Annotated in this window: 13 protein-coding genes; all 13 read left to right on the top strand. The window is 41.3% G+C overall.

The genetic code is table 11. From position 1 onward, the window contains the following. Positions 1–62: 62 nt before the first annotated feature. The 13 genes from FVR03_RS16765 (at position 63) to FVR03_RS16705 (ending at position 13,260) form a co-directional block, all read left to right on the top strand. On the top strand, positions 63–764 hold the full coding sequence (locus tag FVR03_RS16765; RefSeq protein WP_147922917.1) for a hypothetical protein: 702 nt from the start codon (positions 63–65) through the stop codon (positions 762–764). Positions 765–1,035: 271 nt separating this feature from the next. After that, positions 1,036–1,746: a hypothetical protein gene (locus FVR03_RS16760; RefSeq protein WP_147922916.1), complete on the top strand. Its 711-nt coding sequence runs from the start codon at positions 1,036–1,038 to the stop codon at positions 1,744–1,746. A gap of 10 nt (positions 1,747–1,756) precedes the next feature. Continuing rightward, positions 1,757–2,422, top strand: a complete 666-nt coding sequence (locus tag FVR03_RS16755; protein WP_147922915.1) for a LamG-like jellyroll fold domain-containing protein — start codon at positions 1,757–1,759, stop codon at positions 2,420–2,422. A gap of 25 nt (positions 2,423–2,447) precedes the next feature. Then, a complete protein-coding gene (locus FVR03_RS16750; RefSeq protein WP_147922914.1) occupies positions 2,448–2,783 on the top strand; it encodes a hypothetical protein in 336 nt (111 codons plus the stop codon). Positions 2,784–2,869: 86 nt separating this feature from the next. Continuing rightward, the gene (locus tag FVR03_RS16745; RefSeq protein WP_147922913.1) at positions 2,870–3,439 is read left to right on the top strand and encodes a hypothetical protein; all 570 of its coding nucleotides are present in this window, start codon (positions 2,870–2,872) and stop codon (positions 3,437–3,439) included. 12 nt (positions 3,440–3,451) lie between these two features. After that, the gene (locus FVR03_RS16740) at positions 3,452–5,371 is read left to right on the top strand and encodes a hypothetical protein (RefSeq protein ID WP_147922912.1); all 1,920 of its coding nucleotides are present in this window, start codon (positions 3,452–3,454) and stop codon (positions 5,369–5,371) included. A gap of 18 nt (positions 5,372–5,389) precedes the next feature. Then, positions 5,390–5,788: a hypothetical protein gene (locus FVR03_RS16735; RefSeq protein WP_147922911.1), complete on the top strand. Its 399-nt coding sequence runs from the start codon at positions 5,390–5,392 to the stop codon at positions 5,786–5,788. Next, positions 5,789–8,140, top strand: a complete 2,352-nt coding sequence (locus FVR03_RS16730; RefSeq protein WP_147922910.1) for a hypothetical protein — start codon at positions 5,789–5,791, stop codon at positions 8,138–8,140. Between the two features lie 70 nt (positions 8,141–8,210). Continuing rightward, positions 8,211–11,003, top strand: coding sequence for an AAA family ATPase (locus tag FVR03_RS16725; protein WP_147922909.1), 2,793 nt, complete (start codon positions 8,211–8,213; stop codon positions 11,001–11,003). Positions 11,004–11,021: 18 nt separating this feature from the next. Then, entirely contained in the window at positions 11,022–11,621 is a 600-nt protein-coding gene (locus FVR03_RS16720; RefSeq protein WP_147922908.1) for an XkdF-like putative serine protease domain-containing protein, read from the top strand. A 28-nt stretch (positions 11,622–11,649) separates the two neighbouring features. Then, positions 11,650–12,243: a hypothetical protein gene (locus tag FVR03_RS16715; protein WP_147922907.1), complete on the top strand. Its 594-nt coding sequence runs from the start codon at positions 11,650–11,652 to the stop codon at positions 12,241–12,243. 57 nt (positions 12,244–12,300) lie between these two features. Beyond that, entirely contained in the window at positions 12,301–12,771 is a 471-nt protein-coding gene (locus FVR03_RS16710; protein WP_147922906.1) for a hypothetical protein, read from the top strand. A 3-nt stretch (positions 12,772–12,774) separates the two neighbouring features. Beyond that, positions 12,775–13,260: a hypothetical protein gene (locus FVR03_RS16705; RefSeq protein WP_147922905.1), complete on the top strand. Its 486-nt coding sequence runs from the start codon at positions 12,775–12,777 to the stop codon at positions 13,258–13,260. The last annotated feature ends 12 nt before the right edge of the window (positions 13,261–13,272 follow it).

Below are 13,272 nucleotides of genomic sequence, written 5' to 3'. Positions count from 1 at the left end.
GGATTCTCCTAATAACCTTACGAGTGTTAAATACCTCGCGACAATCAACATATATAAGGTTGATGAAGACAATCAAATTCAATAAAGTAAAATACACAATTCCCGAAAACTGGTCAGAGGTTCCTTTTAAGCAATTCAAAGAGATAATGAAATTGGAGCGACAGAAACTAGGTGACCTAGAGAGATCAGCTAAAATAGTAGCAGTATTTACCGGACTCAGCTACGATTCTCTTGTTGACGGTGACCCTCACTTGGTTTATACACTGATGAATAACCTGTCATTCTTTGATACGCCTGTAGACGAATTAGAACCAGTACTACACTTCAAGATCGGCGACAGCACTTACTATGTTAACGACCTGGAGAACGGTACTTACAGAGAGTTCGCGGACTACGGCAGTATTGATAAGATATTCAGCGACAATCCGGAAGAAGGTATCACTAAAAAACTTGCTGTGTTTTGTAGAAAAGCAAACGAGAAACCACTCAAGGATAATAAGACGATAGATGAACGTTCTAACATATTTGAAAACCTGGATACTGAGACTGTACTGAAGATCAATAGTTTTTTTTTGCTCAAGCAGAAAGTCTTGCAAGTCAGTTCCCAACAGTATTCAAACCTGGAAAAGCAAGTAAGGGAGAAAGAGCAAGAATTACGCAGGCTTATGACACTAAGTGGGGGTGGAATGCGCTGGCTCACAAAATGGCTCAATATGCTTTTAACCTTCAGATTATTTATGATACGCCGGTTAAAGATATACTAATGCACTTCGAGTATGAGCTGGACACAGCTGCAATGCAGGAGAGTTTACAAAAGCTCGACCAGCAACAAAACAACTAATCAATTTAATGTCTAATAAATTATACAGGATAGCAGGTTTACGCGGTATCCGCAATCTGGTTAAAGAAGTCTGCGAAGCGCATATTGCCGTTAGCCAATTCAAGTCAGGTCTGGACATACTATCAGAAGATACCGAAAGCTTGTACCCGCTAGCATTCCTTGAAAGCGACTTTTCGAGCAATACGAGAGGCAATATGGAGTCCTTTAGTATCAACCTTGTTATCGCCGACCGTTTACCTTCGGATGCGACAGAGGACGCCGTATTAGACGGTATGAGCAAAACTGACCAGATACTGTCAGAGGTTCATTACAAACTATCTCAGGTAGCTTCTAATATCAAAGTAAGCGACATCAGCAAGATTCAGTTCAGAGACCACGACGACGATAAACTTGTTGTAACAAGAGGCGAATTCTCTATTGACATTGCGCGCTATACAGCAAGATTAAGCGAACCGATAGGCGGTATAGATGTAAAGGAAAACAACTTCGTTTGTGCACCTGTGACCATATTCAACTTGGAAACTGGCGAGACTTTAAAGGTACCTGCTGGTGGCAGTTATAATGTAGCCATACCTGTTAAACCAACTGTTATCGATAATGTAAATGGTGTAACTAAAGAACTTGAGTTCGGTGAGACCTATACTGTAGAAAGTATACCAGACCAGTATGTATTGAGCTTCAATTATCTGGTAGATACAGAGAACTCTATTTCTGTAACCGTTACATCAGACGAAGCAGCCGTTTATACGATTCAACAGCTTACTAACGTAGCTACTGTAGTTTACAAGGTAAATGAAGTCGTTAGGAGCTTGCCTATCACACTCATACCAGGAGATATACTTACTGTTGAGATAGCTAAAACTAATGCTACAGCGGCTTCCAAAGTAACGCTAAGCAGTATGTAAGGAGGGTTGAATGAGAAGAAGGAAATTCAATTTCTATTCAGCAAAGACTTTAGTCAAATACAGAAAGTACGCATCGTTTGACGGTGTTAATGATTATATATTAATAGATAATAATACCTCCGCGTCAGATAATTACACTATTACATTCTCATTTAAGATTGATCCCATATCTACTACAAGGCATTTTATAAGCACGACAGTCGGTTCAGGTAATAAAATGAAAATAGGAATTCTTAGTAACAATAATATCCAGTTAAGAACAAGGGTTGGTGGGCCTATCTCAAGTGTTGATGTTGGTTTCACAAATGACCTTTTTGGTAAATGGAACACACTAACCATCGTCAGGAGGAATGTTTCAGATAATAATGTTGGTATAAGACTAAATAAAAACCCTTATGTGTTATTAAACCAAGGTACAGGTACAGCATCAAATTGGAACACGGTAGGTAGAGACGAAACAGGAATTTATTTTTCAGGTGACATAAGAGAATTGAAAATATGGGACAAAGCCCTCAATGAAGACGAAGCAGCTGAATCTACACTAACAAGTTATACATCGCCACAACCTAATCTGGTATGTTATTACAAATTTGATGGTAATGCTTTAGATAGTTCTGGTAATAACAGACACGGTACAGAATTCAACGGAGTGAAGTACCTGGAAGAAATACTATAATAAAAAAATATAGCATAAAACTATAATGACAAAATCATACGCGTTGATACCCGAAGAATATATCACACTACAGAAAGCCTTAATGTTTTCGGTAGTAACCAACTTCCCTACAACCAAAGTGCTGGAATCACACCTCATAACGGACGCATCAGGGCAGGAATCGGAAATCTACACCGAATGGATTCAGTTCAGGTGGGTAGAATCCGACGATAACGGATTCACTACAGAACAGCTAACCTGTATAAACGAATGCAAGAACAAATTTAACGCCGAACATACCACACAGATCGATTTCGAGGTTGTAGGTGACACTGATTTCGCCCGTAATTTTGACTCAGGTAAGAAACTTCAGTTAGTCTAAACCACACTAAAACAAACTTAAAAGGGCTGTCTACGGGCAGCCCTTTTTTATTAAATATAGTTCTCTCCCGGACATATATAAGATTGATGAGCACAACAAAATTCAGTCGGATTAAGAAAGTTACCAGGGGTAAGGGAGCTGGAAAGGCATTTACACCTGACCAGATAAAAACCTACCTGGAAGGACAGCTATTCGAGGTCGCGAAACTGATAAAGGAGTTTATCATAGCCGAGGCTGAGAAAGGCGGTAGGCACAAGTTCAGGAAAGACGGTAAAGACGGGTTTGTAAACTCTGTCAACGTAGATTTCACTACAGACGGAGTTAAAATAGATCTTCCTGGACACGCACAGTACATCGAGAACGGCAGGAAACCTTTTACCAAGAAAGTACCCCTCTCTGAGATTATAAAATGGCTCAAACGCTACCGAGTAGTCAGCAGGGACCAGAAAACAGGTAAGTACAAAAAAGTATCGCAGAATTCTATCAACAGCACAGCCTGGGCTATCCAGCAGAGCATTTACAAAAACGGTATCAAAGCAAGACCGTTCATCGAAGCTTCACTCCAATATACAGAAGAACTATTGGCGGAGGTAATCGACGAGTTCCTGGTACCCGAACTTATAAGTATTGTGGAATTCCACTTCGATAAAAAATAAGACTATAACACATTGCTAACACTAACCAAGGAGCCTAATTTCATAGATGCGGCTTACAACAAAATCGAGTTCAGCTTCAACAAGTCTGATTACCAAGTAGGTGACAGGGCTTTCTGTGAGATTTACAGAGTCAATTCTACCAATATTTCTACCATACTGGAAGCTGAGGGTGGTCAGCTCATTACTACCCTGACAGCAAACGGCAGAGGTGACGGTAATTACACATTTGACGTCAGTTCTGTTATGCAGTATGCTTTCGCTGAATTCTACAGACCAGATAGCAGACAGTTCCAGCGCGATACTACCTCTTACGTAGGCTACTACATCAAAGCAGGCAGACAGACATTCAACGGTACGTTGCAGCAGAAGACATACGACTACACTTCGAGTGTAAAGTTTGCAATGCGGGCAGCACTGGACCGTACTGAGGCAGTGGAATTCAACAGCTACGTAACGAACTACCAGACTCCTGTTAAATTCCTTTCCAGTTCACCGAATATTATGGAAGTGAGAACGAGGCAGAATAGTTATCTGTCATTTCTACTGGTAGACAACACTGGATTCCAAGACAGAGAGGTGCAGTTGATTGCTGATAAATATTATAAAGACGGAACATCAGAATTACATAAAATCGTATTCAGTAACTCTATTTCAGAGGGTGGTGTTTACATATACAACATCTCACCTGACTACCTGGAGCCTGATATTTCCAAAAGAATAAAGCTTTCCAGTTATGAAGTGTATGTAGACTTCAAGTACAACGGTTCAGTTGACTATTACGCACAGGGCTACGAGCAAGGCAGACTAGATGCAGTAACTTTCCCTAACTACAGAACACCAAGCTGCGAAATCAACAGCGAATTCTTACCAGAAGTTGACTGTAGTCTACTCAGAAACGGATACAGCAGAGGTTACAACGAAATAGCTACTATTTTCAATGCTGGTTCTGTTAAGGGCTACAATGATTCCAGGGACGGTATATCGTTTGTGGATGGTTGCAATGGTTATTCAGGTTTAGAGTGTGAAGCTTATGCCAACGGATACGAGAGAGGCTACCAGAACAACCAGAACGACAGAGAATACAGCTGGACTGGATTTGACGTTGGTATTGCTTATGCTGGTTTAGGTAATCAATACCCAAATAACACTTGTCCTGTCGGAGTGACCAGCTACAGGTGTGATTACTACAAAGCTGGCTACAAAGAAGGTTTTGACATAGGGAAAGCCAAGTACCAGGAAGGTTTTGCCGCTGGTCAGGCTGCTTATAATACAGGTGTTACCACTGAACCTATTTGTCCTGTTGGCAGCTCTTACGATGAGTGTGTAGCCTGGGAGAATGGTTACAAGCAAGGTTATCTGGTAGCACAGAATTTAGCTATCAAACTGGTGGCTACGTCAATGCCTACTGCTGACAGTACTTACTATTTGGACGATGTAATACCTTTAAGATGGACTGAGACAGACACCATACATAAAGTAGTTGTCAGGTTCTACTACAAAGACTACAGCCCTGACTTTGAGTTTTACGCCCAGGAACAGAACAACAACGGTGGTTACGACTTTAATTACAGAGCATTGACTAGTCAGAACGCACAATATCCGGGTATGGCTTACGGTGAGACTGCTAACGCCAAGTTCAGAGTTGAGTCGAAGAACAACCCTGCAATCTTCATCGAGACACCGGTATTCAAGATAGTCAACGCTACGAGCGACTACATCAACGAATACCAACAGGTAGCTTTTGACAAGGGTTGGGCGGACAGCTACGAGAACAAGCAATCAGGCTGCTACCTGAACAACTACGACGGAACACCGCCAGCAGACCTAGCTGCGGAATATCACCAGGAATGGAAACGACAGTACGAAGACGGTTGGTACAATGTAGACCAGTTCTGCGCCATACCAGCCGATGCACCAGGCAGACTGCAATAAGAAACTTCTTCTGAAAAAATGAGAATCACAAACTTTAAAACATACACCGTAGCTGAACCTTTGCAGGACCCAGTAGAAATATCTTTTATGAACCAGAAAGGCAGCTTCGACACTGTTCAGTTTACCAAATACAAAGACACCGAGTACAGCTTTAAAACCAGTCTATACGGCTCCAATGGCGCAAATAAGGCGTATGCTGTCAGTTCCACACAGACTGTTACTTACTACTCTCCTTATCTGGACGAAGCTACCTACAGGTGGCTAATTGTGGACCTACTGCACAGTCCTGCTATCTACATTGACGGAAAGTACGTCAAGAAGGTAGACCACTCTGAGAAGTATGAAAACTCACAGGACCTGTACACTATCGAGCTTACGGTTTCGCCCGAATATGAACAAAACTATATCAGTTTGTAAATGAGAAAAATAGAGATATTCATCGATGGTAAAATAGCCCATTTATCGGAACAACTGAAGGTAGTTATTGACACGAAAGTTGTAAGCGAGTTTAGAAACCCACTCAAAAAAACAGGAGCCTTAACCTACTCCGTAATATTTCCGCCTACACAGAATAACAAAGTTGTTTTCGATTTTCAGAATGAGCGACAGCTGCTTGGTAAGTTCAGAAAAGAGTACGCGTGTGAGGTACAGATGGACGGTATAACTGTAATCGATGGCACTTTCATTATAGAGCGAATCAGTAAAAACGGGTTCGAAGGCTTCATTGTCAGCAATAACGGTGGTAGAATATCGGACATTATCAGCGAAGACAAAAAACTAAAGGAAATTACCTCTTTTGCTTCCGTTGATTTCGAGGGAGATAAGACAGTCTGGGAATACCTGGACAAAGACGTTGTAGCTGAAAATTCAGAGATAGCATTTCCTTACGTAGTGGATTCATTCGCCAGGGTAAACAGTCTTTCTGGTGCTACTGTAGACGGTATAGAATATAACCTTGGCTACGAGAATTTCGGTGTCAGCCACTTTACAAAAGCAGTATTCAAAAACATCTTTAAAGATGCAGGTTACGAGCTGGAAGGTAATATTCTGAATGACGAGACTTTCAGACGCTTACTGCTGCTGTACACTTCTAACGGCGATAGTGCATCTTACAATTATGGAGTTCTGAACCCTCTAAACTGTCTTACTGTAGCAAACTACCTCAACCCTGCTCCTATTTATGAGTTTTTAGATTACAATATCTACGCTATAGAACCTGAGAAGTACGAGCTGCAATCGGGCGATCTTTCTTTCAGTTTAGGAAGAGACGGTGTTTACACCTGTAAGTACACTTCTAATTACACTTTTGATATTAAGGTTAAGTCATACGTATATGACGCAGCAACTAATACAAATTTAGAGACAAAACAGTTTTTACTGTTCAGAGAAATAGGTGACAGTGAATATTCAGAGGAACTAGACGGACTCACAAACACTTTTACAGGATTAAGCGCATACAGCTTTGAAGATAGGTTTACACTTAATACTGGTGCTTCTTTTTCGACTGTAAGCGGTAACGTCCATACGCACACAAGTAGCTTCACAGCAAGACTGACTGAAGGTAAACAGTACAGAGTTCAGGTATACACAGCTATAAGAAAAGTTGCCGTAGCAAACGTAACTAACCTGAGACTAGTAGCTGAAAGACTTGAAAGTTGGTTTAAGATTACAGCGGTAGACGGACGAGTTAACATAGACCCGGCTAGATTCCTGCCTGATATGACGCAACTTGAATTCGTTAACGCTATTTTCAAACTGTTTAACCTATACTACCAGGTTGACGAAGAGAGTAAGAAAATACTGCTTTATACAAGGGACGAGTGGTTTGCATTGAATAGGGATAATGTAATCAACCTTTCGCCACAACTGAACCTGGATGATTTCGAGGAAACACCGCTTACACAGAAAGACGTAGCCGACACCTACTACAAATGGGCTACGGATGAATCTGATTACCTGTTGACATACACTGACTATATGAGCAGGGTTAACTCTGACATATCAGAAGACGTTTACGAGCTGCCTTTCGCGCCTTTAGCCTTCCTGAAAAAGAATATAGTCAAGCGTATTGGTGGGTTTATGATAGCTACAGGCTACGACCTGATACCTGCTGCCATACCTGCTACGGATATAGTGGACGCATCAGTATTGGAAGACTTCGAAGCTAGTTCTAACTTCTCCTATAAACCAAAACTAGCACTATACTACGGAAGCGGCTATCTGGCTGAAGGTAATTTAAGTCTGGATACTGAGAACCCGTACGGACTGAACGGGTATTACTTGATGTTTGACAGAACTGCTGGTTTAACAGGTGGTTACGCTTACGACCAATACGGCGCAAGACGATACAAACGCCTTCCTAAACTAACTTTCTTCAACGTAAAGGAGCAACCAGGTTACGAAGTGGAATTGATTACTGCTACCAGAGAATTCAGGGTGGTTGAAAATACAAGCGATACCATCTATACTACAGGTAACACAGAATTCATTACCTCTGTCGAAAAAGCAGACGAACTTGATTCCAGGTCAATAGCTATGATCGGTGGCAAGTCCATATTCCAGGAGTTTTACGAGAATGACCTGTTAGTTACTTACTGGTCTAACTACATAGAGGGGCAGATGAAAATCAACCCTATTCTATACGAAAAGCTGAACGGTAGAAACATCATTCGGATAGACGACGACCTATTCCTGTTGGAAAGTATATCCAATTACGACCTGACAGGAAATACTGCTAGGATTAGACTCTACAAACTAGTCTCTAGTTAAATACCTCCCTAGTAGGGACATATATAAAGCGAGAGGGGGTTCAAAATAACTCTCTCGCTTTCCTATCTAAATGGCTTCAAACAAAAAACTAAAAGTAGATATTGACGGCTTAGACGTTGCTATCAAAGAAGCAAGTACCCTTTCCGACAAGTTAAAAAACCTCTACGAAGATTTCTCCAAAGCAGAGAAAGGCTCGGAGGCTTTCAGGTCTATACAGAAAGAGATCGCTAAAACAACTACTAAACTAGATCAAGCGCACAAGAAAGTAGAGTCGTTAAACAAAACGAATCTGAATAAACTAGGTGCTGTATTGAAGAACGGATTCGCTGGTATAACACAGGTTGTAGCTGGCACATCTGATTCTGTCAGTGTCCTTGAAAAAGGTATGCAGTCATTAGGAGTGCAAAACGACCTCTTAGTGCGAGGCATTCAAATGTTCGGCGGCGAAGGAGTCAAGTCAATGGGCAAACTCCGCCTGGCATTTATGTCGTTGGGTGTCGGTGCTCTGGTTGTTCTGGTCGGTTCATTGGTAGCCTACTTTTCCAGGACCACTGAGGGTAGTGGTAAGCTTAGTAAGGCGATGGCCTATATGGGCGGTATTGTCAATTTACTGGTAGACTCACTAGCTAGTCTAGGAAAGTGGATAGTGGATACTGTTTCAGACTTCGAAGGCCTTAAAACTAGTGTGAAAAAAATCGGTGAAGACGTCGTGTCGTATTTTAAGAAAGTTGCCGATTCACCTAAGATTCTATTAGAAGACCTTTTTAATTTCTATGTAGAGAAGTTCTCCCTGTTGGGCAGTATGGTCAAAAATTTCCTGACACTTGATTTTAAAGGTATGGGTAACGACTTTATAAATTTCGCCACCGGAATAGAGAATGGTGTAGATAAAATAGGGAATAAGATAGTAGAGGTAGGTAAAAAAATAGACGAAGCCGGCCAGAAGGGGCTGAATATAGAAAAGCTCAAAAAGGACTACGAAATAGCTGCTAGACTAGGAGCTAACAGAGCCGCCGCACTTCAAAATGAAATTGCTAAATATGAGGCACTGGCACAGTCCGACCTTACTTCAGAAAAAGAAAGAATAGCTGCTTCTAACAGAGCTATGACTGCGAAGAAATCGCTTTTAGCCGAGCAGAACAAGATTCTTAACGCGCAGCTAAAATATGTAAAAGCAGAGAATGCGTCTGTTGCTGGTGGAGTTAAGAGCATCGAAATGCTTAAAGAAGAAGATGCTATCCGTAATGAAATCAACGCCAACAAAGCGGAACAAAGCAGGCTTGACCTGGAGAATGCAGAGAGAATCTATACTGCACAGAAAGAAGCTGCCGATTTAACTAAAGACACATTAGAAAGAACCTACGAACAGAATAAATTTAATCTTGAACAACAACTTGCGGAAGCTACTTCCAGAGAGGAAGCTTTAGCAATACAGAAAGAGATTCTTGAGGAACAGTATAAATACAACACCGCAGCCGTAGCAGCCTACAATGTATTAGCTGACACATCAGACAGGGCATCTGCTTTACTCACACTTAGTACTGAATTAATAGCGGCAGAAAATGAATATAAGTCTTCTGTAAAAGCTACGAACCTCGAATTCGACAAACGCACTGACGACGCTTTAGCCCGAAGTAAGGTTGCTGATTTAGAGTACTTCAAATTGAAGGCTGTTGACGCTGGTTTACAGAACCAGACCAAGCTTCAGAAATTTTACCTTGAGCAGGCCAGACTGACAGAGACTAAAACCCTCGAAGAATGGTACGAGCAGGAGAAATCTGTAAAAGGAAGATTACCTGAAGAGTTGAATGCACTTCACAAGGAGTACACTAACAAGAAAATCAAGATTGACCAGGATTACAACACCCAAACTAAGACTATTGACGACAAGGCTTTAGAGGATGCTAAAAAGAGAGATCGGGAAGCGCTGGATACTAAGAAATTGTTAGCAGAACAGTACAAGGCTGTTTATGCTGAGACCGCCAATGCTATAGTTGAAATGTCGCAGCTTATAAGCGACGCAGCTTTAAGTTCAATGGATGCCAGGCTTTCTGAGTTAGATAACTTTCTCAGTGTGGCTAGAGCTAAACTCGGTGAAATAGAAAGCGAAGCTCAGGCTGTACAGAGCAATATTGACAGTCTAGAGAACGAGTTACTAAACGCTAAAGGTGATGCGAGAGAAAGGATAATCCAACAGCTTGAAAGAGAGCGTAAGAAGTCCGAACAGTTAGCCAAAGAACGTAAAGCCGAAGACAACCGAATCAAAAAGGCTGAGCAGGATAAAATCAAACTTGAAAAAGAGAAGGAGAAAGCTCTCGCTAAACAGGTTGTTATTCAACAGGCTTTACAAGCAGTACAAGCTGCAATTGTAGGTATAGAAGCGGTTCGAGCTGGTATAGCGGCAGCTAAAACTATTACTGAAACCGGTTCCAAAGGTAAGTTCGGTTGGGACAACATCGCTTTGATTATTGCTTCCACTGCTGCCTTAGTTACATCTTTCGCAACGATAAAAAGTGCAGCTAAAGGCTTTGCTGAAGGTGGTTACACTGGTGACGGTGACAAGTATGAAGAAGCTGGCGTAGTTCACAAGGGCGAGTATGTAATACCTAAATGGATGGTAAACAAGAATAAGCCGCTTATCAATTCACTGGAAGCACAGAGAACCAGAGGCTATGCAGAAGGCGGTATAGTAGCTCAGAATATCTCTGAGACAATTAACCCTAATGCTGCTTTGGAAGCCAGAATAGATGCAATGAACGCTATGCTGAATGCTAACCTGAACAGACCAGTAATCACTGTACCAGTTGAGAATAATGCTGTTGCAGATAGAGTAACGCAGAGAAGAGAATACGCTTTGCGCTAATAAACAATTATTTACAAAATGACTAAAGTTAATCTACCTGTATTCAGGTTGAATATTGGCGAGCTGGACGAAACTGGAATAGATCTTATTTCCATCGTAGACAAACCCGCTATAGAAGCGAATTTCATCAAACTGGAAGAAGAGGTGCAACCGTTAAAACTTTCTTCAAACCAGGAGAAGCAATATGTTACAGGGCCTGTACTTATTCCAGACCAGCTTATTTACCGCAAGACTGAGAAGGAAGAATTCTATATCACTGCTTCGGCTCAGGACATAGAGAAAATCAGAAACAAGTTCTTGAAACAGGGACAGCTTAAACTCTCTAACCTGGACCACTCTTCTAATGACGAAATACCAGGTTATTTAATCGAGAGCTGGATAGTAGAAGATGCTTCTAATGACAAGGCTGTTGCACTAGGTTTTACCGATGTTAAACCAGGTACACTGTTCGCTACCTACCACTTTCCAGATGCTAAAGTTTGGGCTGAAGTCTCGAAGCGAAACGGCTTTAGCCTTGAAGGAAACTTCCTGATGGAAGCGATAAAAATGAGTACTCAGAAACAGGATACAGTTGAATCCTTGCTTGAGGAATTACTTGACGCACTTGAAAACAAATAATCTATTAATTGTAGCACTACTATTCTTTATGTTTCTAAGTCTGTTCCAATGCAACAAGAACAGAGTTGTCGAACAGAAACTGGAACATACTTACAGTAACATTGAAGCCCTTACAGACTCCATACACTACTACGAGAACGCTTTAGGCTGGGAAGTAGGCGAAAAGAAGCTGTATACACGCGACCTGGAAGAGTTTAAGGCTTTAGCTGCTATTCATACTCCCAATCAAAAGAAGCTCGCTACACAGCTCCAGAACGTCAAAGAAAAGGATTTAAAGGCTGCTGTTCAGGTACAGGAGAAAGTACAGGTAACTAACCTCACTTCCACTAAAAAAGATTCTGCTACCTACGGCTATGAAGACCCGAATATCTCCTTCCAGGTAACTGTTCAGGACACTACCGTAACACTGGATACACTCACACTTTTGAATGACAAGACTGTAATTCTAAAAGATACTAAGAAGGGTACGGTGGTGTCAGTAGTCAATTCAAACCCATACTTCAAGACTGCCGACATAGACGGAATTCTAGTACCTGAAAAGAAGAGATTTTACAACTCAAAAGCCTTTAAAGCAGGATTATTTTTAGCAGGATGTGCCTTAGGAGTGCATTTATCGCGCTGAAAATAAAATAAATCAAAATACCGACATATATAAAGGTAAGAACAGCTTGATATAACTATGAATAAAAACAAGATACTAGCAATCTTCGATAAGCTTGCGGTTGCCTTGGGTATGGAAGCTGACGAAGTTAAATCTGAAGTAGAATTGGCTAAAAAAGAAGACGAAGAAGAAAAACAAGATTCTCCTGAAACTGAAGACAAGCCTGCTGACGAAGAAACTCCTGAAGATAAACCTACTGAAGACGAGGCAAAGGACGAAGAAGACGAAGAAGAAAAACGAAAACAAAAACTGGAAGAAGATAGCGAGCTGGACACATTGAAAGCTACTATATCGAGTCTCCAGGAAGCTGTAGAAGAGATTAAATCCAAGCTTGAACTGTCTGAAACTGAGAATACTGAGTTGAAGACTAAATTAGCTAAGATCGAATCTGAACCAGCAGACAAAAAAGTAACCTTAAGTGCTACTCCTGTAGCACTCACTAAAGGTGAGTTGCTTCTCAACTCGCTTAAAAAATCAAAATTAAAATAAACAATGGCTATTACTTATAATAACAACCTTTGGTCTGCTGACTATTTCGAGAAAATATACTCGGCAGTGATTATGGAATCTAACATTCTCGCTAGCGGTAAATTCGGCTTGATGCCAAACGTGAAAACTAGTCAGAAAGTAACTACTAAATCTGGCTCTATCAGCTCTCTACCATATCAGGAAGACGTAGACTTAGATGCTGTAGCTAATATGGCTATGACATTCACAGATGTACTTGTTACACCTGAAAAAAGAATGTTCATCGGTAAAGTAAGTCCTTCTGAATTGCTACGTACGAGATTCGGCGATAAGAAATTCGGTGCTGGCGCTATGAGCCTTGACCTTTCTGAATTCGAAGTAGAGTTGCTTGATACTATTCTTCCGTTGATGCAGCGTGAAATAGAGGAAAACTTTGTAAAAGGTATTGTAACTGAATATTCCGGGCAAGCAGCGCCACCGTTCCGGGCCAAGCGGCGCCACTTAGGATGAGCGGATTTGTGA

Source organism: Pontibacter qinzhouensis (assembly GCF_008017455.1).
Taxonomy (GTDB): Bacteria; Bacteroidota; Bacteroidia; order Cytophagales; family Hymenobacteraceae; genus Pontibacter; species Pontibacter qinzhouensis.
This window is presented reverse-complemented; position numbering and strand designations above follow the sequence as displayed.

Excerpts from the sequence above, each read along its gene's own strand:
- FVR03_RS16730 (WP_147922910.1), top strand. The coding sequence starts at position 5,789 with ATGAGAAAAATAGAGATATTCATCGATGGTAAAATAGCCCATTTATCG.
- FVR03_RS16735 (WP_147922911.1), top strand. The coding sequence starts at position 5,390 with ATGAGAATCACAAACTTTAAAACATACACCGTAGCTGAACCTTTGCAG.
- FVR03_RS16760 (WP_147922916.1), top strand. The coding sequence starts at position 1,036 with ATGGAGTCCTTTAGTATCAACCTTGTTATCGCCGACCGTTTACCTTCG.
- FVR03_RS16745 (WP_147922913.1), top strand. The coding sequence starts at position 2,870 with ATGAGCACAACAAAATTCAGTCGGATTAAGAAAGTTACCAGGGGTAAG.
- FVR03_RS16750 (WP_147922914.1), top strand. The coding sequence starts at position 2,448 with ATGACAAAATCATACGCGTTGATACCCGAAGAATATATCACACTACAG.
- FVR03_RS16705 (WP_147922905.1), top strand. The coding sequence starts at position 12,775 with ATGGCTATTACTTATAATAACAACCTTTGGTCTGCTGACTATTTCGAG.
- FVR03_RS16725 (WP_147922909.1), top strand. The coding sequence starts at position 8,211 with ATGGCTTCAAACAAAAAACTAAAAGTAGATATTGACGGCTTAGACGTT.
- FVR03_RS16710 (WP_147922906.1), top strand. The coding sequence starts at position 12,301 with ATGAATAAAAACAAGATACTAGCAATCTTCGATAAGCTTGCGGTTGCC.
- FVR03_RS16715 (WP_147922907.1), top strand. The coding sequence starts at position 11,650 with ATGTTTCTAAGTCTGTTCCAATGCAACAAGAACAGAGTTGTCGAACAG.
- FVR03_RS16755 (WP_147922915.1), top strand. The coding sequence starts at position 1,757 with ATGAGAAGAAGGAAATTCAATTTCTATTCAGCAAAGACTTTAGTCAAA.
- FVR03_RS16720 (WP_147922908.1), top strand. The coding sequence starts at position 11,022 with ATGACTAAAGTTAATCTACCTGTATTCAGGTTGAATATTGGCGAGCTG.
- FVR03_RS16765 (WP_147922917.1), top strand. The coding sequence starts at position 63 with ATGAAGACAATCAAATTCAATAAAGTAAAATACACAATTCCCGAAAAC.